The following is a 20,343-nucleotide window of genomic DNA, read 5'->3' on the forward strand; positions in this document are numbered from 1 at the left end:
TCTTGTTGATTAAATAGTTATTTGAAGTGTGTTGTTACTGTATGATTAAACGACGTTTTTCTAGCGATTGTTGATGCTTGGCGTTTAATGGTGGCAGCCTAGTAAGGAAAGTTGCAAGGCCGCAGTAATAGAGTTTAAGTTCCGATGAGGCATCTATGAAAGATAAAGAAAAAATTGCAGTATTCATTGATGCGGATAACGCACCTGCCCAAAAGATCGATAAGGTGCTTTCTGAGTTGGCTCGTTATGGAGTAGTCAATATTCGTAAAGCGTATGGAAACTGGAAAAATCAAAATTTGAAGCCGTGGGAAGATGTGCTTCATGAATTTGCAATACAGCCAATGCAGCAGTTCGATCTTACCAAAGGCAAAAATGCCACAGATATGGCATTGGTAATTGATGTTATGGATGTGTTGTACACGAAAGACATTGATGTTATTTGCCTAGTTTCGTCTGATTGTGACTTTACACCCTTGGTTACTCGTTCATTGGCCGATGGCAAGTTTGTGATTGGTTTTGGTGAACGTAAAGCACCGCTAGCTTTCGTAAATAGTTGTTCTCGATTTCTGTATCTTGATGAAGATCGCGAAAAAGAATTACCTATCCAAAAACAAACAAAGACCATAAAAAGTGACACCAAATTAATTAACTTACTGAGGCAAGCAATTGAAGCCGTTGAAGAAGATGATGGCTGGGCTATGTTAGGTCCTATTGGTACGCATATTTCTAATCATGCTTCTTTTGATCAGCGTAATTATGGCTTTAAGAAATTAAGTGACTTATTTCAAGCTATAGATTTATTTGAAATGAAAAAAACAAATGGTTCAGTTTTATGGGTTAGAGATAAAAAGAAAGCAAAGCAGCTTAACAAGTTAAAGCAAGGGGCGCAGCAAAGCTACGCCCCTGCTTGAAGCGTTAAATGGTTAGGAAACAATGTCGAACATAATAGAAATAGATTTCTCAAAAAAGTTAGAAATTAAGATAGACAATAAGCTTCCGGTTGGGTTAGAAGATCTCTCATTATCCTTGTTGTCATTCAATAAACAGTTTCACAAATTCGTAGAGTCTGAAACCGATGAATTGACGGATGTAGGCTCTGAGTTGCTCATTAAAGAAGTGAGAAAAGGCTCAATTGTCGTCGAACTGGTTTCACAGGCAGCCCCGATAGTTCCATTAATCTGGTCAGGAGGCTCGTTGTATGAATGGGCGAACGTAGTCCAGAGTACTTGTAACTGGTTACTTGGTAAAAGCGACAGGCCACCAAAAGATATGGCCAAGCAAGACCTTCAGGAGTGGAACAAAATTGTTGAGCCCATCGCAAAAGATAATGGTTCACAAATGAATATCAATGTTTCTGATGGCGGTAAGGTCGTCAATCAATTTATATTAAACTCTAATGAAGCTGCCGCTATACAAAATCGAATCGGTCGCTTGATTGAAGATATCGATATTCCGCAAGAAAACAAACACCTGAAAAAGGTAATGTACTGGTATCAAACTAAATTTGACCCAAACTCTGATACAGGTAATAAAGCAATAATTGATGATATTTCAAAGACAGCATTAAAGGTTATCTTCGAAAACAACGCCTTAAAGGAAGCCATGCTACACCCTGACCCATCATTAGTTAAGCCTTGGCAAGAACTCGCTTTTGTTGTAGATGTGGAAGTTCAAACCGTAAGAGGTAAACCTAAAATGTACAATGTCCTCAACTATTACCCTGAATATACATTTGACCCAGATGAAGATTAATCAAGAAATTAAAGGTGTCAGAGTCAATTTAAATCAATTGATTGATTACGATAGCTAGCTTTTACTGATGTGTTGTGGTCCAACACCAGATAGCCAGTTACCTCGTTTACTTAGTTTTATCTGACCATTGCTCGTGATGAACCAGTTGGCTTAAGTTCTCTCGCTCTAACCAACCAAATTGCTCCAGTTCTGGTTTGTCTTCAAAGCCGGATACATAGCCGATACACAGGTAGCCAATAATTTCTAAACGCTCTGGAATGTTAAGGGCAGAGCGAAGAACCTCGTCGTGAATAATGCTTACCCAGCCTAGGCCAAGGTTTTCGGCGCGGGCGGCCAGCCACATGTTTTGAATAGCACACACGGTGCTGTATAAGTCCATCTCTGGCTTAATGGTGCGGCCTATTACCACCGGGCCGTTGCGTTCTCTATCGCAGGTAACACAAATGCCTAAGGGTGCTTCTAAAATGCCTTCAAGTTTAAAGCTTTGGTAGGTCTCGCGTTTATCATCAGCAAACAGTTTGGCAGATTCTTCACTGGCGGCTTGGTAGCCCTGTTTAATCGCTTGTTTGGTTTGCTCTTTACTTACCAAAATAAAATCCCAAGGCTGACTAAAACCTACGCTGGGCGCGTGATGAGCAGCGGCTAGAATACGTTGAATAACGTCGTCGTTAATTGGGGTGCTTAAGAAGTCTTTACGTACATCGCGGCGGGAGTAGATAACTTTATACAGGGCGTCTCGTTCAGCTTGGTTGATATGCATACTGCGCTTAATATCAAAAATTTGCCCTATTAAGCCTTAAGCGCAGATTGACTGCAACGCCTAGCAGCCAGCTTTTACCCGTTTAAAAACAAACAGCCCCATGGCTTTTGCTATGGGGCTGTGTGTAATAGGGGCTGTTGATCTTTGCTGATGGTTTTGCAGCAATTTATTAGCCATTTAGGCAAGGCAGTGAGTGTGCAGTTAAGTGGGCTTAATAATCACTCGCTAACGCTGAATAAATGGCTAATAAATGCTGCCCCAAGGGTTCGGATAAGCGAACTTTACTCTTTGTTAAGCACTTCTTGCTTAGCCCACTAGGCCTCTAAGTGCTCGCCGCGATTAAAGCCCGCTTATCTCGAACAAAATTTCCACACCAAAGATCAACAGACCCTAATGACTATTGCTTAAAGTCGTCTTGATAGCTTTTAGGTGGCGGTGTCCAGCCACGTTCGGTAAGCGAGTGACCGTCGCTGCGATCTTTGCTCATGGCTTTGCCTAGTAACTCTTCTAACTGCAAAAACAGTTCGCGGTAGTCGTTGCTAAAGCGGTTGTCTTCGTTACCCGCTAACCAAGTTTGGTAGAGCTTTTCTTTATTGTCTTTTTCTATTTGGTCAAACGCGGCTTTAAGCTGTTCAGACTTAAAGGGATGAAAGCCCAATTCGTTAAGTGCTCGGCCACCCATTTCTAGTGCAGAGTAGTAGGCCTCGGTAATTATGTGATCGGCACCTAAGCTGCGCAGTTCGTAAGCATGGCCGCGGTCAAACGCCCGCACCATTAAACGCACATGCGGGTGCGCGTGCTTTACGTATTTAACAATGTCGCGCACCTTCTCTTTATCATCGATGGTGACCACCATAAGCTTGGCTTCTTCTATGCCTGCTGTATGCAATAGGTCTGGTTGGGTGGCATCGCCAAAGTAGCTTTTAATGTTAATTTTACGCATTAATTCTACTTGGCCCGCTTGGTGATCGAGCACCACTGTTTTAATGCCGTTAGCCACTAAAAAGCGGTTGATGATTTGCCCAAAACGACCAATGCCCGCCACAATTACCGTGCCTTTTTCATCAATTTCATCGGGTTCTTGATGGTTTTCGGAGCGTTCGTAACGTGGCAAAATCACTTTGTCATAGAGTATGAACAGGCTCGGTGTTAAGAACATTGAGAAGGCCACAACTAACGACAGGATTTGTGATAAGTCATGTGGAATAACATGGTTTTGCACGGTGTAGTTAAGCAGTACAAAGCCAAACTCACCGGCTTGGGCCAAGCTAAGGGCAAACAGCCAACGGTCGCTGTTTTTAATCTTAAAGATAATCGCTAGAACAAATAAAATGGTGGCTTTGATTAGCATAATGGCTAAAGCCATGGCGATAACTTTACCCCAGTGCAATTGCAATACGCCAAAGTCGACACCCGCACCCACAGTGATAAAGAACAAGCCTAATAGCAGCCCTTTAAAAGGCTCGATGGTGGATTCTAATTCATGCCTAAACTCGCTGTTGGCGAGTACCACGCCAGCTAAGAATGCGCCTAAGGCAGGCGATAAACCTACCAAGCCCATTAGCGCGGCGATACCAATAACCAGCATTAAAGTGGCGGCGGTAAAAATTTCGCGAAGCCCAGAGCTAGCCACGTAACGGAACAGTGGGCGACTAAGGAAATGGCCACCAACCACTAACGCTACAATGGCCACAACCACCACAATGGCGTAGGCCCAACCAGGCAGGTGCGCCACTAGGTTTAAGCTATCGCCGTGTTCTGCGGCTGCTTCACCCAGTTTTTCGGATAAGGCCACTAGCTCTGGCAAAGCTAGCAAAGGGATAAGTGCCAACATGGGGATTACTGCAATATCTTGAAACAGCAATACCGAGAAGGAAGAGCGCCCTCCATCGGTTTTACCTAAACCTTTTTCGTTAAAGGTTTGCAGCACAATGGCGGTGGAGGAGAGCGAGAATATTAAACCAACCGCCAGCGCTATCGACCACTGCAGCCCAAAAGCTAAGCAGGCTAACATCACCACCAAGGTGGTGATGCCTACTTGCAAGCCGCCAAGGCCAATGAGTTTATGGCGCATGTTCCAGAGCATTCTAGGCTCTAGTTCTAGGCCTACCACAAATAACATCATCACTACGCCAAACTCGGCGAAGTGTTGAATAGTGGCGGTTTCAGCGCCTACCAAACCAATCACTGGGCCAATAATTACCCCTGCAATTAAGTAGCCTAATACCGAGCCTAAACCTAAACGCTTGGCCAGTGGCACGGCCAGCACGGCGGCAATTAAGTAAACAAAGGCTTGTAAGAAGTAACCGGTCATAGCAACTCCTTAATAAGGTCAATATTTTGCACATCTAGCTTGGCTAAGCCTGCAGCAAGTTCAAAATCGAGTTGGTTGTTTACTAATGCGTTAAGTAGCTGAGTCCAATCTTCTAAATGCTTTTTGTCGCGACTTTCTTCGGCAGCAGTACGAGAGCTAAATAGGGTGAAAGGCGCTAGGTAGCGCATACCAATTAGCGAGGCTGTTTGCTCTAAGGGGTGCAGTAATTCACGAATAGTAAAGTGGTTATAACCCTCTTTTCTATAAGCCGCTTCTGCACCGCCTGCGGTTATGGCGCAAAGCAAGGTTTTACCATGCAGCATGGTGCCGTCGTGCCCATAAGCAAAGCCATATTCCAGCACTAAGTCTTGCCACTCTTTTAAGATGGCTGGGGTGGAGTACCAATAAAGTGGAAACTGCATAATCACAATATCGTGCGCGAGCAAGCGTTGTTGTTCTTTGTCTACGTCGATTCGAAAAGTGGGATACTCGCGATATAAATCTATGGCGGTTACACCATCTATTTTACTGGCAAGCTTGAACATAGGCTTATTGATTTCGGAGCGATCTTGCGACGGGTGCGCAAATAGCAGTAATACTTTGTTTTTCTGCTTTGGCATTGGTAATTCCTTTTAGCCTTGCATGACAAGCGACAATAAAAACTAGTTCCAATATAGGTAGTTTTAGCAACAAGGTTCAAGTAAAAGCGAATAAAATTAACTTATTAGCTTTACTCTTTTTAGCCATTATTCTGCAGTTGCTGTATTGGCTTGTGACAAAATGCTAAAGATTTGCTGCTTGAGTTGAACGCGTTGTAGCTTCATTTGCATGAAGTATTGGTCTTCTGCGGGAACTTGCGTGGCTTCTAAGCCGCGTATTTTATGGTCGAGTTGATGGTAGCGCTTAGCCAGCGAATTAAAATCGCTGTCTGCTACTTTAAGTTGATGAATTCTCTCCCGATGTTCCGGAAACTCGAAAATAAGCGCGTGGTTTTCACCTAACATGTTTGCCTCGTTAGCTTGCTGGCCTACCTTTCAGCTTAGTCGAAACTCGTTAAGCTAGGGCAGTTAAGCAAGCCTTAGAGGCTAAAAATTTCGTTGTTGGTCTGCCCTTTAAGGCATTAAACAAGGACAAGAGTCGGCCACTATTAGCGGCAAAGCATTGGGAACAACGTCAAAGCGCGCGTGGCTAAATTTATGCGGTTCGCCGTCGAGGTTGGTGGGAATAAACTGTTCAGATTTTGTTTCTAACCAAGGCGTTTGCCAAGACACTACATAGTCGGCATTTATTTGTTCGTCATTACCAAAGGCTGATGCTTCTTGCAGCACTTGGCTTAGCGCGGTAGCGGGGAAATCGCGAACTAAACAAATGTCCATTAAACCATCGTTTAGGTAGGCATTTGGCCCTAATACTTGGCCTCCGCCAGCCTGCTTACCATTACATAAGGCGCCAATGATGATACCGCCAGAAAACTGTTTGTCGGGGCTATTTATCTCGCCGATATAAGGTTTAAAGTTTAGCGCTTGCACAATGCCAGAGAGGGTATAAGCACCACCCCCTAAAAAGTTTTTAAGCTCAACTGGGGTTTCTGCGGTGATTTGGGCACCAAAACCTGCGGTGAGCACGTTCATAAAATAGAACTTTTGCTGATTTTCTAAATCGGTCGCTTGGATTACATCAACTGCTTTGGCGCTGTTTGATAAAGCAAACTCGAGCGCTGCTAAGGCGGTATCGGGGATTTGGCAGGCAGTGGCAAAGTCATTGGCTGTGCCAAGTGGCAATACGCCAAAGCTTGGGCGTTGCTCTGCGGGGTATTGCATAAGTGCAGAAACTACCTCTTGCACCGAGCCGTCACCACCACCAATAACTAGTTTTTTGTCTGGTGAATTCCAACCTTGCTGGTGGGCCTCGGCGACTAAACGTTCAACGTCTCCACCTTCCCAGGTGACTCGTACCTGAATGTCGTGCCCTTGTTTGCGCAGTTGCTGCACGGCTTCGCGTATCTCGGGCAGGTGAGCTTTCTTTCCGTTGAGTATTAGTCGAAGTTCCACAATTAGCCTCTATTTAGTAATCAGCAACTTAGCTGCTTTATTACTATATGCTCGTTTAGCTTTGCTCGCTAGCGACAAGGTGTTAAGCGGGGCTAAAAACTTATGCTAAGCCTTTCATTCGTAGGTATAAACGTTCTACTTTGTCGCGTGCCCACTGCGTTTTACGCAAAAACTTAAGGCTAGATTTAATGCTTGGGTCGTGGGTGAAACAGCGAATGGTAATACGCGCGCCTAATTCTTCCCAACCATAAAATTCAACCAGTTCTTCGAGAATACTTTGGAGAGTTTTACCGTGCAGGGGATTGTTTACTTGAGTCATGTTGAAGCCTATTGTTTTCTTACCGAGTAATTGTATCAGCTTCAATTAGTCACAGCTAAAGCTATTATACCAATCGTACTAAGTACCTGTTCATTCTATCTGGTTAAAATACTCGATAATTGCGATAGAGTTTTTGATTGTAGAATAACGACTTATCGAAAAAAATCCTGCCTTATTCTCGAGTATGTTTCTTGCGTTATTTCTGATTACTTACTGAGTGTGATTGGTATTAATGGTTTTGCCGCGGTTTACGCAGACTCGGCTCTAGAGATAGGTTATGGTTATGCGAGAAGAATCAACGGGAAAATGGCTTAAATGGAAGGTCTTTTACGCTTTGTTCGAATACTCACTGCCTTGGGGTTGTTTGCACTAGCCGCAGCGATTGTTTTTTTTACCTTAGAACTTCGCCAAGTGCGGATCCAATTGCCGAGCATGTTAGAGCAGGTGGATAGTACTGCTCAGCGGGTTGACCCAATTGTGGCGCAAATCGCAGAGCTACAAACCTTTATTCCGCAAATTATTGAGCAGAGTGAAGGTTACCAAGAATTGATTCCCGAGGTATTAAGCCGAGTTGATGACATCAACGCTCAACTTCCTTTAATCATTGATGAAGTTGCCGCAATTAGCCAAGCCATTGAACCGGTATTAGAACAAACAGAAGCGTGGCGCGAAGAACTACCGGCGATCCTCAAGCGAGTGGATGAAACCAACACCACCGTGCGAGGTACCAATAAAGAGATTGCTAAAGTGGTGCCACAAGTGCCGCTTATTTTGGCAGAGAGCGAGGCCTTAAGGATAGAAATCCCCGAGATGATTGCCAGTGCCGATGACTTAGTGAGCAAAGCCGAAGATGCAGGTAAAGAAGCCAGCAAAGGGTTAGTGACAGGGTTTGTCGGTGGAATATTAACCTCGCCGTTTAATCTCATTGGTAGGATTGGCGACAGTACTACAGAGCGTTTAGGCCTTAAGAGCACCGACAGCATTACTGATGAAGATCGAGATGAATACGAACAAGCCATGAAGAAGCTGATGAAGCAGCCAAAACAAGGTGCTAAGGAGCAATGGAGTAATCGCAAGTCTGGCAACAGTGGAGTGATTACCATTAAAGCTTTGGCGATGCAGGGTGGGGTGCAGTGCTATCAGTTTGTTAGCGATTTTGTCATTGCCGAAGGTGAAGATAAAGGCGAGCACCAACTCACAACAGAAGCTTGTGATAATTAAATAGCAAATTTTACTAAAGAAAAGCTCAGTATTGCCGCTATAGGCTTGATGTCCAGGAATAGGAGGTAGAATGGAAATCAGTGGAGCAAGCACTTCGCAATCAATGGAAGTGATTTCAGCCAAGCTGGCGAAAAGTCAGCAAGAGCAAGACGGTAAAGCGGTGCAAGAATTAGTGGCCGCAGCTGACGTACCAGAAGCCGCACCTGCGACTAGAGCTGGACTAGGCGAAAATATAAATATAAAAGTGTAAATAGACTAAGCCGCATTTGCGGCTTATTTTTTATCTGCGTCTTCAACGCTTAAGTTGTCATACATAAAGCCTTATCTCCCTAGTAGACTACCCTGTAAATATCGAACTTCCAAAAATCGTAGACCTCCTCTTTGTTAGGTAGCGGGTAAATTGAAGTGCTGCCATCACTACTACAATCATCACGGTGCTTGACTCAAGTAAAATAGGGCGCATCATTTTTGGTGAAATCGCCGACTATAAAACGCTGAAGTAGAACATGCCCTTACTAGAGCTAAAGGCTGTGGCCTATCCAAAATGACAACTTGAATCGCCTAGGAAACGGATAAATATGTGCTATTTTTTTGAACATAGATCACTATTGCGGACTGCAGGATTAGATCTTAATCGCATTTATCAACATTCATATATATTTGTATTATTAAATTATATTATCTTTATGGTTCATTAGATTTGAAAACGCTCTCGTATAGGGTTTCAGATAATGTGGAAACGGAGATAGCTGTTATTTCCACGTCAACACACAGCACTGAGTCGATTATATAAAAAACTATATAGTTGATTTATACAACATTAGGTGAATGGATACATGAAACATATCTATCTTAAAAGCTTGTTAGCAACTTCTGTTTTTTTAGCCGTAGGCTGTACATCAACTTCTACTCCTGATTCTGTTGAAAAGTTTACGAATAACAAAGAAACAGGTGAAGCTCTATTAACGCCAGTAGCCATTACTGCAAGTAGCCATGATGGTAACGGCCCTGACCGTTTATTCGACCAAGATATTACAACGCGTTGGTCAGCCGCCGGTGATGGCGAATGGGCAATGCTAGACTACGGCTCAGTTCAAGAGTTTGATGCTGTTCAAGCTGCCTTTAGTAAAGGTAACGAGCGTCAGTCTAAATTTGATATCCAAATGAGTGTTGACGGTGAAAGCTGGACCACTGTTTTAGAAGCTCAAGAGAGCTCTGGTAGAGCCCTTGGTTTAGAGCGTTTTCAGTTCGAGCCTGCAGTAAATGCCCGCTACGTACGATATGTAGGACACGGCAACACCAAAAATGGTTGGAACAGTGTAACTGAACTCGCAGCCGTTAACTGTAGCATTAACGCTTGTCCATCAAGCCACATCATTACTAGTGCAGTAGTTGCCGCTGAAGCTTCAATGATTGCAGAAATGAAAGCGGCAGAAAAAGCACGTAAAGCAGCGCGTAAAGACCTTCGTTCAGGTGATTTTGGTGCGCCAGCCGTATACCCTTGTGAAACCACAGTAACATGTTTGCGTTCTGAGCTTCCTCCAACTCCGGCTTTACCAGAAACGCCGCTACCAGGTAACGCACCAAGCGAAAACTTTGACTTGTCTTACTGGTACTTATCGCAGCCTTTCGACCACGACAAAAATGAACGCCCAGATGACGTGTCTGAATGGAACCTGGCAAACGGTTATCAGCACCCTGAGATCTTCTATACAGCAGACGATGGTGGTTTAGTATTCAAGTCATACGTGAAAGGGGTTCGTACCTCTAAAAACACTAAGTATGCGCGTACCGAGCTTCGTGAAATGCTACGTCGCGGTAACATGTCGCACAAAACTAAAGGTGTGAACAAAAACAACTGGGTATTCTCAAGCGCTCCAGAAGCAGACTTAAAAGCTGCCGGCGGTATTGATGGCGTTCTAGAAGCTACCCTTAAAATTGACCACGCCACCACTACTGGTGCGGCTAACGAAGTAGGTCGCTTTATTATTGGTCAAATCCACGACCAAAACGATGAGCCAATTCGTTTGTACTACCGTAAGCTGCCAAACCAAGCAACTGGTGCTGTTTACTTTGCTCACGAAAGCCAAGACGCTACCAAAGAGGATTTCTATCCGCTAGTGGGTGATTTAACGGCTGAGGTTGGTGAAGATGGTATCGCGCTAGGCGAAGTATTTAGCTACCGTATCGAAGTGGTTGGCAACACCATGACTGTTACCATTTCTCGAGAAGGCAAAGAAGACGCTGTTCAGGTAGTTGACATGAGCGACAGTGGTTACGATGTTGGTGGTAAGTACATGTACTTTAAAGCAGGTGTTTACAACCAAAACATCTCTGGCGATTTAGATGATTACTCTCAAGCTACCTTCTATAAGCTAAAAGCAACTCACGATAGCTACACTGAGAAATAAGCTTTAGTTATCGCTTTGTTTAAAAATACCCCGCTCTAAAGCGGGGTATTTTTTTTGCTTACTAAAGCTTACGGCTTATTTTTGTTGGTAATCTAAACCTAGGTAATCGAATACAAAACCCATCAACCACAGCGGACCTATTAGTAGGTACTGAATATCTTCAAAGAAGGAAGGTTTAGCGCCTTCTATTTTGTGGCCGATAAATTGGCCAACCCAAGCGACGACAAAGATTATTAGGCTCACCTGCCATATGGCAATTGGGCTAAATTGAGTAATCAAATCACAAACTAAAAAGCAGCTTACAGTAAACAGCGCCATGGCTAAGCAAAGGGGTTTAGATAAGCGGAAGTAAAAGACGTGAACCGGTATTGCTAGCAAGCTGGCTAGATTGAGCCAACATAGCGCATTACTGTCGGCAGAGTTTGTTCCCGGTAGGGGAACTGACCACAACAAGCCCACAATGCTAAAGTAGATGGCAGGCACCATAAACCAGTGGATGGCCTTGTTTGTAGGATGTTGATGGCTACGCGCATATTCCTTAAACCATTGCTGGACTGGCTTCGACACAATAAGCTTCCTGCTCACTTGTTAAAAAACTGTTACTGTAGCAGTTGGAGCTCTGACCAGTAGCCTTGGAGCGTTAGTTTGCGAGCTAGATCTCGCAGCGTTCACTGTTCATCAACAAATTTGAGCTGTTTGATAAAGCCTTCAATCGCTTTGTCGTCGTGACTAGAGAACTGATACTTGTTATGAAAAAACACGCTTAGCTCAAGCTGGGAGTTAGCAACAACAATGGTATAGCCATCCCAGTCTGAACTGGCACTTAGGCCTTCATACAAGTAGTGGTCTTGCTGCTTTTTTCCTAAGCGACAAATCTTTTCATAGACCCGAAGTACTAAGTTGACATCGATTAGTCGTTGCATCTTAAGGCTGCCCTTGTTGGTCAATCAAACTGTTTGCCCACGCCGCAGCTTTGTTCATCACAGCGCTCTTTACCGGTTAACAGCTTAGATATTTTGAAGCGGTTTTTGGCAAAAACCAAATAGGCTTTGTCGGATACTTTGCGCAATAAGGGCGTGCGTAACAGTTGTATCCAAGGTTTTTGATTGACCAAGCCCCATGCTTGCGCGGTAACATCTAAGCCTAGCAGCAAGGTGCCTTCTTCTGTTTCCGCATGCAGTATGTCGCTGGCTTCGGAGCGGTCAATATGTGGATATTTGCTGGTGAAATCTGCTTGATTAATATCTTGCAGCTCAATGAGTTGGCGATGGTCAAAAAACTTAAGTTGACGCATTTCCTCTGCGCAAAGTGGGCATTGGGCATCATAAAAAATTCGTAATTGCATACAGGCTCCAGATTACTGATTACTAAGAACCACAAGGTGGCAAAGTACCACTACGGTGGTGAGTTTAAAGCGCATAGATTGGTAGCTTTTACCTAATCGGCTGGGATTAGCACTGTGCCATTCGCAGTAGTAAAGGTAGCTAAAAGCACAGGCTAATATCGCGAGTGCAAAAGTTGGAGAATTAATGGCCAAGCAAACAAAACCTAGCACGGTAAGGGCATTGCTTATAAATAGCTGAGCTGCACCAAATGCATTTCCCGAAACGGTTTGCGCCCATAAGCTACCGGACAAAAAACACAAAATGCTGACGCTGTAATACAAAAATAATTGGGTAGGCGATGGGCCAATATTTGTTGCTCCAAATACTACCGCCAATGCCAAAGCGATAAAAACACTTAAGCCAGCGTACCCGAGTAACTTGTAGTTTCGTTGTAAACTATCCAATCTTCCACCTCATCTAACGCTTATGAGTAAAACGCATTAAGGTGGCAAATAGATCGCTTAACTAGGCTCTAAAGATAAACAGCCCCTAGTTGTTGCTGGCAGACTTATCTAATGGCAACACGTTGCAGAACAAGTCCTTTTCGTATTGTTTTTCTAGGTGTTCGCGCCAGTTTCGTTGGCTTATTGGCACTAGGTAGAATGTTTCTCGATTGGTATCGGTAACAAAAGCCATACCATGGGGCATCAGTTCGTAGTGAATATCGTGTACAAAACTTAACGAAAAGCTTTGCCGACCAGTAAGGTGATTGATGTCTTCTCGTGATAAACACACCCCTTTTTTGTCTTCGCCAAAGCGATCTCGTAGCCAGCTTGAAAACTGTTTAGCGCTAATCATTGTCATAGGAAGCGCCTCCTTAGGCTTGGGTGAATTTTGAACAATTAAACATTAAAGTTATAGCAGAACAATGGGCAGGTGAGATGAGTAAGCCTAGGAAGGTGTGTTGATTTTGCTGTAAATAGATATAAGAAACAAAAGTTTAAGAATTTTGAGGGTAAGGCTTAATAACCTTACCCTCAATGACGCTAGAAATTAGCTAGGAAGAATGGAATTAGCAGGGCATTCACTAAATCGATAAAGAATGCACAGACCAACGGCACAATGATGAAGGCTAGGTGAGAGTTACCGTAGCGTTGCGAAACCGCCGACATGTTTGCCATTGCAGTGGGAGTAGAACCTAAAGAAATACCACCAAAGCCTGAACATATCACCGCTGCATCATAAGATTTGCCCATGGCTGGGAACACCACAAAAATATTCACCAAGATAGCAATCAAAAACTGTGCGGCAAGGATCGCTAAAATTGGGCCGGCTAAATCAATTAAGGTCCATAGCTGCATGCTCATTAATGACATAGCTAAAAAAGTACCTAAGGATATGTCGGCAATTAGAGCAACCGCTGGTTTGCGAGAAGGCCACTGGGTACCGGTTAAGCGCGGAAGCGACTGAGGTACCAAGTTGGTCATAACGATACCGGCAAACAAACAGGTAACAAACAGCGGTAATTGCAGGCCCGCTTGCGCAATGGCTTCGTTTAACAAGAAGCCAAGAATAATACATACATGAATGGCTAAGATCGCATCTAAGAAATCAAAACCGGTAATGCTGTTGTTCTTGTTTTCTTCAGCTACACCTACATCCAAAGGCTCTTCTTTTTTGGGCTTTAAGTTGTGTCGATTAACTAAGAACTGGGCAATTGGACCACCCATTAAACTGGCTAGTATTAGGCCAAAAGTCGCACTGGCAATACCAATTTCCATGGCGTTACTAATGCCAAAATCTTCAGCAATCCTAGGGGCCCAAGCAATAGCGGTGCCGTGACCACCAATCAGCGACACACTGCCGCCTAGCATACCTACGGCAGACTCTAAACCAAATATTTTGGCTACAGTAATACCAGTTAAGTTTTGCAGGATCATGTAACCGATTGTAATACCTAAGAGAATAACCAGTGGCATGCCGCCTTTGAGCAAATCTTTAAGGCTTGAGTTAATACCAATAGTGGTGAAAAAGTACACTAGCAAAATGTCGCGGGCCACTAGGGTAAATTCAATTTCAACAGAAGTGAGGGCGTAGATTAAACCAATCATTACCGAGAACAGAATACCGCCGGTAACGGGTTCGGGAATACTAAACTCGCGCAAAAAACCTACCGCTGCATTTATTCGTCTACCGATAAATAGCACCAAAATACCAATGGTGGCGGTAAAAAAGGAGTCAAATAATAGAACTCCATTGTCAAACTCAATACCCATATAACTTCCTATAGCAATTAATTATTTAAGCACACGTACAATATGCCGAGCAGGATCCGTCCTACTTAGGTGTATAAGTGTTGGAAAAGTTGCATTTTTTCGCAAACATTTCGCATTCAGTGTAGAGAGGGATTGTTGTTGAGTAAATCTAAACTGGCTATTTAATTTAGCGTAGAGTGAGCTTTGGCGTGGCTTGTGGCAAAAGAAACAAGCTTGCTTGTCTAAACAAATAATTTGCATTTACCTGACTTTTTTTAATTAAAATTCGTTTATTGTTATCTTTTGTAGTGCATGATGCTGTTTGATTCGCATTTATGCAGTTTGTAATCAACTAAAGATAGACCCGCAACCTTTGCTTGCGCTAGAGTCTTCTCTCAGTTTGAAAAGGTAAAGAGTAATGCGACGCATCATTTTAGTTGTGGTGGCGCTTCTTACTGTTGTTACATGGATGTATTACAGTAACGACGCGGCTCAAACAGAGCAAACATCAAGTAAACCCGTTACCGTAGAAGTGGTAACGGTAGAGCAAGGCAAGCTCCGCGAACAAGTGCATTTATTAGGCAATGTATTCTCTGCTCATTCGGTAAATGTGAAAGCAGAGGTGGATGGTCGTATAGACACGATTGCGGTCAGCTCTAGCCAAGCAGTGCGTGCTGGTCAATTGTTGGTTCAATTGGACGACCGCCACCAACGTGCTGTGTTACAGCGTGAGCAAGCACGGCTTGATGATATTCTTCGTCAGCATCAAAATCTGCTGCAATTATTACCTAAAGGGGCTACCACCCAAGCTGAAGTTGACCGTTACGAGTCTCAAGTAGCTATGCAGCAAGCCGAGCTCGCGTTAGCTGAAGCAGCGTTGCAAGACAGGGCTATTCGCGCGCCATTTAGTGGCAAACTCGGCCTTGTTGATTTAAGCCCTGGGCAGTTAGTTGACTCCGATACCGTGCTCACCACCTTAGATGATGCCAATACTTTACGCCTTAACGTTCCCGTTGCCGCGCGCCATTTAGGCCGAATTGAGGTTGGGCAGCAGGCTAAGCTACACCAAGCGGGTTTAAGCTCACGAATATTTAATGCCTCAGTGACTAGCATTGACAGCCGAGTGCGCGGCGAAAGCTTAAATGTGTACATTCAATTGTCTATCGACAACCAGCAAGCAGGCATTGCTCCAGGCACTTTGGTTACTGGCGAATTAGATTTAAGCGCTAGCGAGCGGGTATTAATTCCCCTCCAGGCGATTGCTTATAACGGTGACCGCCGTTTTGCTTACCGAGTTAATCAACACGTTGCAGAAAAAGTTGAGTTGGAGTTAGGCCAGCGTGGCGATAACTTAGTGGAAGTGCTTAGTGGCTTAAATGCTGGCGAACAGGTCGTAAACAAAGGTCTGGTGAAGTTGCATGATGGCATCGAGGTTGAAGTACTCAACTAATGAAAATATCTGATCTGTCGATGTATCGTCCGGTAGCGGCGATAGTATTAAGTTTGCTACTGATGCTGTTTGGGGTTGTAGGCTATAGCCAGCTGGCAGTGCGAGAAATGCCCGACATTGAAAGCCCTGTGGTGTCTATTGGTACGCCTTATCGCGGTAGCGCCTCTTCCATTGTTGAATCACAAATCACCAAGCCGATTGAAGACGAGCTTAGCGGAATTGATGGCATCGACTATATTTGGTCATCGTCGTGGGATGGCTGGTCAGGCATTACTATTACCTTCAAACAAGGCTCGGATATGTTGGCTGCGGTGAGTGATGTGCGCGATGCGGTGAGCCGAGCGCGTAATCGCTTGCCCGATGATGTTGATGAACCGGTGGTGCGCAAAAACGACAGCGAAGAAGCCCCGTTTATGTGGCTTAATCTTACTGCTACTTTGCAAGACAGAGTAGAGCTTAGCGATTTTGCCCAACGGATCTTAATTGAGCGCCTTAGCTTGTTGCCCGGCGTGAGTGCGGTAAATACCTCGGGCTTGGTTGAGCGAGTGATGTATGTGGAGCTAGACCCCACCGCAATGGCTGGGCGCGGCTTAACCACCAACGATGTGATTGATGCCTTAAACCGTGAAAACTTACAATTGCCAGCGGGTTATGTGCGCAACGACAGTTTAAATATTGTGGTGCGTATGGAGCGCATGTACCAGCAGGCAGATGATTTTGCCAAGCTACAAATTGCCAACTTTGACGGTGACCACGTTACTTTGTCAGACATCGCGCATATTTACGTTGGCGCTAAAAAAAATACCACTACTTTTAAAAGTAACGGCGTGGACAGCATGGGCTTGGGCATTGTGGCAATGTCTAAGGCTAACCCGCTAGAAGTAGCTGATACGGTAAAAAAAGAGTTGGCGGAGTTGCAGCGCTTTTTACCCTCTGGTGCAGAACTTACGGTTGATTACGACAGCACTGTGTTTATTCGCCAGGCCATTAGCGAAGTGTATTCTACCTTGTTAATTTGTGCGCTGTTGGTGGTGGCGGTGTTGTACCTGTTTTTGGGGCGATTAAGCGCAACCATCATTCCAGCAGTAACCGTTCCGGTATCACTAGTTGCTGCGTTTTCAGTGGCTTATTTATTTGGCTACAGCATCAACTTAGTGACGCTAATGGCTTTAATTTTGGCCATTGGTTTGGTGGTGGATGACGCGATTGTGGTGGTAGAGAATATTATTCGCCACCGCGCCGCTGGCGAGCCGCCATTAGTTGCCGCATTTCGAGGAGCTAAAGAGCTCAACTTTGCAGTAATTGCTACCACCGTTGTACTGGTGATGGTGTTTTTGCCTTTGGTATTTATGCAAGGAAAAATCGGTGACCTGTTTACCGAATTTGCTGTATTGCTATCAGCAGCAGTGATCTTTTCTTCTTTAATTGCTCTTACCTTAGCGCCAGTAATGGCCGGTAAGTTGTTTGAAAAAAATCCTAACAAAGCCACCTGGATGAGCCGCTCGGTGGGGCGCGCCATGACCGCTTTGCAGCAGGCTTATGCCAAGCTGTTGACTCGAGTTATTAACTTTAAGTTTTCTGCACTTGCGGTTGTGGCTTTATGCATGGGTTTATTGGTGTGGGCCTATCAACAGCAACAACCTGCCTTTGCACCAAAAGAAGACCGAGGTGTGGTTAACGTCTATGTTGGCGGTGTAGAAGCAACAAGCTACCAGCGCATGGTTAAAAGCATGGCTGAGATTGAGCAGCGGCTATTGCCGATGATGAGTGATGATGGGCCAATCGAAACCCTTAACTATTCGGCGCCTGCATTTGGCAGTTGGGCAGATCACCAAGGCTTTTTCATTGTTCGCTTAAAAGATTGGAGTGAGCGCAGCCAAGATGCTGCCGAAGTGGTAGAGATGATCCGCGATGCAGCCCATGATGTCGCCGATGTTAAAGTGTATCCTTACCAGCCTAGTTTTGGCGGGCGAATGGGCGAGCCGGTGCAGTTTGTATTGCAAGGTGACGACTACAGCCAGCTCTACCAATACGCCTTAGAATTAGAGCAGCAAGCTAAAGACAGTGGCTTAATGCATGGTGTGCAGCTGGACTACAACCCTACAACGCCAGAGATATTACTGCATGTTAATCGACTAGCAGCCAGAGAGCTAGGCATTAGCGTTAATGACATTGCCAGTACTTTGGAGGTGCTGCTGGGAGGACGTGCTCAAACCCGTTTTGAAGAGTTTGGTGAAGAGTACGACGTATACTTAAAAGCCGATGAAAACCAATTTCAATCACCCAGTGATTTAAGCAAAGTGTATTTGCGCAGTGATACTGGCGCTTTGGTGTCTTTAGATACTTTGGTAGAAGCGCAAGATGTTGCTTCGGCTCGCGGCTTGTTCCATTACCAGCGTAAAAAATCGATTAACTTAAAAGCCAACTTAAGTGACAATGTAAGTTTAGGCGAAGCTCTGAGCTTTTTAAATCAAGCGTCTAGCGAGATTTTACCCAGTGGTTATACGGTTGATTACGCGGGCGAATCAAAAGAGTTTTACGATAACCAACGCGAGATCTGGTTGTTATTCGCTTTGGCCTTGCTGGTATGTTACTTGGTGTTAGCGGCTCAATTTGAGAGCTTTATTAGCCCAGCCATTGTAATGCTTACGGTGCCCTTAGGCTTGCTGGGAGGTTTGTTGGGCTTACTGATTACCGGAGAGAGTTTTAACATCTACAGCCAACTTGGCTTGTTGATGTTAATTGGCATGGCAACCAAGAATGGTATTTTGATTGTAGAGTTTGCTAATCAGTTGCGAGACCAAGGTTTAGCGGTTAAAGAAGCCATTATTAAAGCTGCCACCAATCGCCTACGCCCGATTATTATGACTGCCATGACCACCTTGTTGGGCGCTGTACCGATGCTTTTGGCCACTGGTGCCGGTTCCGAAACGCGCTTTGCAATTGGTATAGTAATATTTAGTGGCATGTTGCTGGCCACTTTAGTCACACTATTTGTGGTACCGTGTTTGTATCATTTACTCGGTGGATTAAGTGGTTCGCCAGAAGCCCGCGCAGATCAACTTAATCAACAGCTTAAAGCGCCAAGCTTACTAACAAATAATGACAACTAGTGGCAAATAATTTAAACGAGCAAGCAAACTAATGCGAAAGATGGACAAAAAACGCGATAAGGATATCGTAGCGGCATTAACCGAGGTATGTGAGGACGCCAAGCAACGCTGTGAGGGCTTTGTGTGGATTAGCCACAGTGTTAACTTTCAGCGCTTTCCCAACAGCCTGCTGGTGAGCTGCGCCTATGCAAGCCAATCTATGTTAAGTGAGGCGAGTAAAAGTGGTGAACAACAGGAGCTTACTCAGCAAGTGGTGGCTGCGTTAGCTAACAAAGGGATAGTGATAGCAAAACCGAAACAGCAAATTAGGTTTATTAGCGAGTAACGGGTGTACTCGCTAATGGCTGAAGTTTATTCAGACTCTGGCCAAACAGTTTGTTGCTCAGATGGGCCTTTTTCTTCGGCAAATTTAACCCGTATTTTATTACCTGCTTGCTTGGTTGAATTTAGCGCGGCAATAGCTGCATTGGCTTCTGTTTCGTCAAGCATGCTGACAAAGCCAAAACCTTTAGATTTGCCTGTCTCATTATCCAATACCAAATCGCAGCTTTCTACAGCGCCATGGCTTTCGAATAAAGCGAGTAAGTCGGCTTCTGTAATGCTGCGAGCGAGGTTACGGACAAGTATTTTCATGGAACACCTATAATTGCGGGTGAATGTGTGCAAGTGAATATGGCGGCGGGAACCTCGCGTGTTGCAATAGCCCAAGCTTGGCGCAAATTCATAGTTTGTTTTATCTCACATATTGTTACGCAATTTTGTGTAAAAAGCTCGCGACATTTGCTTTGCTCTTACGACTAATTTGCTGCATTAGCGCAAAGCTTGGATTTATTAACGAATAGTGTTGCTCTAATTGCTCGAGTAAACACAGCCAAAGCTTGGCTGTCATTTCAGAATCGGCTAAGGCACGGTGAAAAACGCCATCGTTGTCGATGTTGTTGTAAGCGACTAAGCTGCCGAGTTTATGGTTGGGTGCGTCTTGAAATAGGCGGCGTGACAATAACATCGAGCAAGCAAAGTCGCCGTTAAGTCGTCGGCCTATTTGGTCAAACTCGGCTTCTAAAAAACGCTGATCAAAGGATGCGTTATGCGCCACCATATTGTGCTGGCCAACAAATTGATAAAAGCGCTCCATTACCTCATCGCAAGGAGCCGCCTCTTGTAGCATGGCATTAGTGATACCCGTGTAGTCTTCGATAAAAGAAGAGATGCGAAAACCTGGGTTCATCAACTCTTGAAAGCGCGCTGTAGCTTGGCCATTTTCTAGTAATACGGCACCAATCTCTATGGCTCTATCGCCTTGAGTTGGCGATAAACCTGTGGTTTCAAAATCGAGAACAACAACGGTATTAGCAGGGGCTTGAGCGGTCAA

21 protein-coding genes and 1 pseudogene are annotated in these 20,343 nt (G+C 44.5%); 8 read left to right on the top strand and 14 right to left on the bottom strand.

Going from position 1 to position 20,343, the window contains the following annotated elements; all coding sequences use genetic code 11:
• Window positions 1-155: 155 nt before the first annotated feature.
• Window positions 156-911, top strand: coding sequence for an NYN domain-containing protein (locus tag K5620_RS05490; protein WP_016400954.1), 756 nt, complete (start codon window positions 156-158; stop codon window positions 909-911).
• Window positions 912-933: 22 nt separating this feature from the next.
• A complete protein-coding gene (locus tag K5620_RS05495; RefSeq protein ID WP_016400955.1) occupies window positions 934-1,752 on the top strand; it encodes a hypothetical protein in 819 nt (272 codons plus the stop codon).
• A 106-nt stretch (window positions 1,753-1,858) separates the two neighbouring features.
• Here the strand turns inward: K5620_RS05495 and bluB are convergent, their stop codons facing one another.
• From bluB to K5620_RS05525, 6 genes and pseudogenes are all read right to left on the bottom strand, one after another.
• Window positions 1,859-2,512 carry a 5,6-dimethylbenzimidazole synthase gene (bluB, locus tag K5620_RS05500; RefSeq protein ID WP_016400956.1) on the bottom strand — a complete coding sequence of 218 codons (654 nt, stop codon included), beginning with the start codon at window positions 2,510-2,512 and terminating at the stop codon, window positions 1,859-1,861.
• 397 nt (window positions 2,513-2,909) lie between these two features.
• Window positions 2,910-4,826, bottom strand: a complete 1,917-nt coding sequence (locus K5620_RS05505; RefSeq protein ID WP_016400958.1) for a monovalent cation:proton antiporter-2 (CPA2) family protein — start codon at window positions 4,824-4,826, stop codon at window positions 2,910-2,912.
• Window positions 4,823-5,446 carry an NAD(P)H-dependent oxidoreductase gene (locus K5620_RS05510; RefSeq protein ID WP_016400959.1) on the bottom strand — a complete coding sequence of 208 codons (624 nt, stop codon included), beginning with the start codon at window positions 5,444-5,446 and terminating at the stop codon, window positions 4,823-4,825. Before K5620_RS05510 ends, K5620_RS05505 begins: the two co-directional genes overlap by 4 nt.
• 126 nt (window positions 5,447-5,572) lie before the next feature.
• On the bottom strand, window positions 5,573-5,830 hold the full coding sequence (locus K5620_RS05515; RefSeq protein ID WP_016400960.1) for an HP1242/YdcH family protein: 258 nt from the start codon (window positions 5,828-5,830) through the stop codon (window positions 5,573-5,575).
• 108 nt (window positions 5,831-5,938) lie between these two features.
• Window positions 5,939-6,877, bottom strand: coding sequence for a lipid kinase YegS (gene yegS / locus K5620_RS05520; protein ID WP_016400961.1), 939 nt, complete (start codon window positions 6,875-6,877; stop codon window positions 5,939-5,941).
• Window positions 6,878-6,983: 106 nt separating this feature from the next.
• A pseudogene (locus K5620_RS05525) lies at window positions 6,984-7,196 on the bottom strand (VF530 family protein); the annotation flags it as partial.
• 315 nt (window positions 7,197-7,511) lie between these two features.
• Here K5620_RS05525 and K5620_RS05530 point away from each other — a divergent pair.
• The 3 genes from K5620_RS05530 to K5620_RS05540 all read left to right on the top strand — a co-directional run bounded on the left by K5620_RS05530 (window position 7,512) and on the right by K5620_RS05540 (window position 10,828).
• Window positions 7,512-8,417 (top strand): hypothetical protein, encoded by a 906-nt coding sequence (locus tag K5620_RS05530; RefSeq protein ID WP_016400964.1) that lies wholly within the window; start codon window positions 7,512-7,514, stop codon window positions 8,415-8,417.
• Window positions 8,418-8,487: 70 nt separating this feature from the next.
• Window positions 8,488-8,667, top strand: coding sequence for a hypothetical protein (locus tag K5620_RS05535; RefSeq protein WP_016400965.1), 180 nt, complete (start codon window positions 8,488-8,490; stop codon window positions 8,665-8,667).
• Between the two features lie 586 nt (window positions 8,668-9,253).
• On the top strand, window positions 9,254-10,828 hold the full coding sequence (locus K5620_RS05540; protein ID WP_016400966.1) for a polysaccharide lyase family 7 protein: 1,575 nt from the start codon (window positions 9,254-9,256) through the stop codon (window positions 10,826-10,828).
• A 75-nt stretch (window positions 10,829-10,903) separates the two neighbouring features.
• On the opposite strand, the gene K5620_RS05545 is transcribed toward K5620_RS05540, so the two are convergent.
• The 6 genes from K5620_RS05545 to gltS form a co-directional block, all read right to left on the bottom strand.
• The gene (locus tag K5620_RS05545) at window positions 10,904-11,395 is read right to left on the bottom strand and encodes an Mpo1 family 2-hydroxy fatty acid dioxygenase (protein WP_016400967.1); all 492 of its coding nucleotides are present in this window, start codon (window positions 11,393-11,395) and stop codon (window positions 10,904-10,906) included.
• A gap of 101 nt (window positions 11,396-11,496) precedes the next feature.
• On the bottom strand, window positions 11,497-11,751 hold the full coding sequence (locus tag K5620_RS05550; RefSeq protein WP_016400968.1) for a DUF3081 family protein: 255 nt from the start codon (window positions 11,749-11,751) through the stop codon (window positions 11,497-11,499).
• Between the two features lie 20 nt (window positions 11,752-11,771).
• Window positions 11,772-12,173: a thiol-disulfide oxidoreductase DCC family protein gene (locus K5620_RS05555; RefSeq protein ID WP_016400969.1), complete on the bottom strand. Its 402-nt coding sequence runs from the start codon at window positions 12,171-12,173 to the stop codon at window positions 11,772-11,774.
• 12 nt (window positions 12,174-12,185) lie between these two features.
• The gene (locus tag K5620_RS05560; protein WP_016400970.1) at window positions 12,186-12,617 is read right to left on the bottom strand and encodes a DUF3429 domain-containing protein; all 432 of its coding nucleotides are present in this window, start codon (window positions 12,615-12,617) and stop codon (window positions 12,186-12,188) included.
• Between the two features lie 85 nt (window positions 12,618-12,702).
• Window positions 12,703-13,017 (bottom strand): hypothetical protein, encoded by a 315-nt coding sequence (locus K5620_RS05565; protein ID WP_016400971.1) that lies wholly within the window; start codon window positions 13,015-13,017, stop codon window positions 12,703-12,705.
• 182 nt (window positions 13,018-13,199) lie between these two features.
• Window positions 13,200-14,429, bottom strand: coding sequence for a sodium/glutamate symporter (gene gltS, locus K5620_RS05570; RefSeq protein WP_016400972.1), 1,230 nt, complete (start codon window positions 14,427-14,429; stop codon window positions 13,200-13,202).
• Between the two features lie 397 nt (window positions 14,430-14,826).
• Between gltS and K5620_RS05575 the strand changes: the two genes are divergently transcribed.
• Genes K5620_RS05575 through K5620_RS05585 form a run of 3 tightly spaced genes read left to right on the top strand, consistent with a single transcriptional unit; the run spans window position 14,827 to window position 19,296 of the window.
• Window positions 14,827-15,858: an efflux RND transporter periplasmic adaptor subunit gene (locus K5620_RS05575; RefSeq protein WP_016400973.1), complete on the top strand. Its 1,032-nt coding sequence runs from the start codon at window positions 14,827-14,829 to the stop codon at window positions 15,856-15,858.
• Window positions 15,858-18,971: an efflux RND transporter permease subunit gene (locus K5620_RS05580; protein WP_016400974.1), complete on the top strand. Its 3,114-nt coding sequence runs from the start codon at window positions 15,858-15,860 to the stop codon at window positions 18,969-18,971. Before K5620_RS05575 ends, K5620_RS05580 begins: the two co-directional genes overlap by 1 nt.
• Window positions 18,972-19,002: 31 nt before the next feature.
• Window positions 19,003-19,296 carry a hypothetical protein gene (locus K5620_RS05585; RefSeq protein ID WP_016400975.1) on the top strand — a complete coding sequence of 98 codons (294 nt, stop codon included), beginning with the start codon at window positions 19,003-19,005 and terminating at the stop codon, window positions 19,294-19,296.
• 26 nt (window positions 19,297-19,322) lie between these two features.
• Here K5620_RS05585 and K5620_RS05590 read toward each other — a convergent pair whose 3' ends face one another.
• A complete protein-coding gene (locus K5620_RS05590) occupies window positions 19,323-19,604 on the bottom strand; it encodes an RNA recognition motif domain-containing protein (RefSeq protein WP_016400976.1) in 282 nt (93 codons plus the stop codon).
• 115 nt (window positions 19,605-19,719) lie between these two features.
• Entirely contained in the window at window positions 19,720-20,343 is a 624-nt protein-coding gene (locus tag K5620_RS05595; protein WP_016400977.1) for a 3'-5' exonuclease, read from the bottom strand.

The organism is Agarivorans albus (assembly GCF_019670105.1).
GTDB lineage: Bacteria > Pseudomonadota > Gammaproteobacteria > Enterobacterales > Celerinatantimonadaceae > Agarivorans > Agarivorans albus.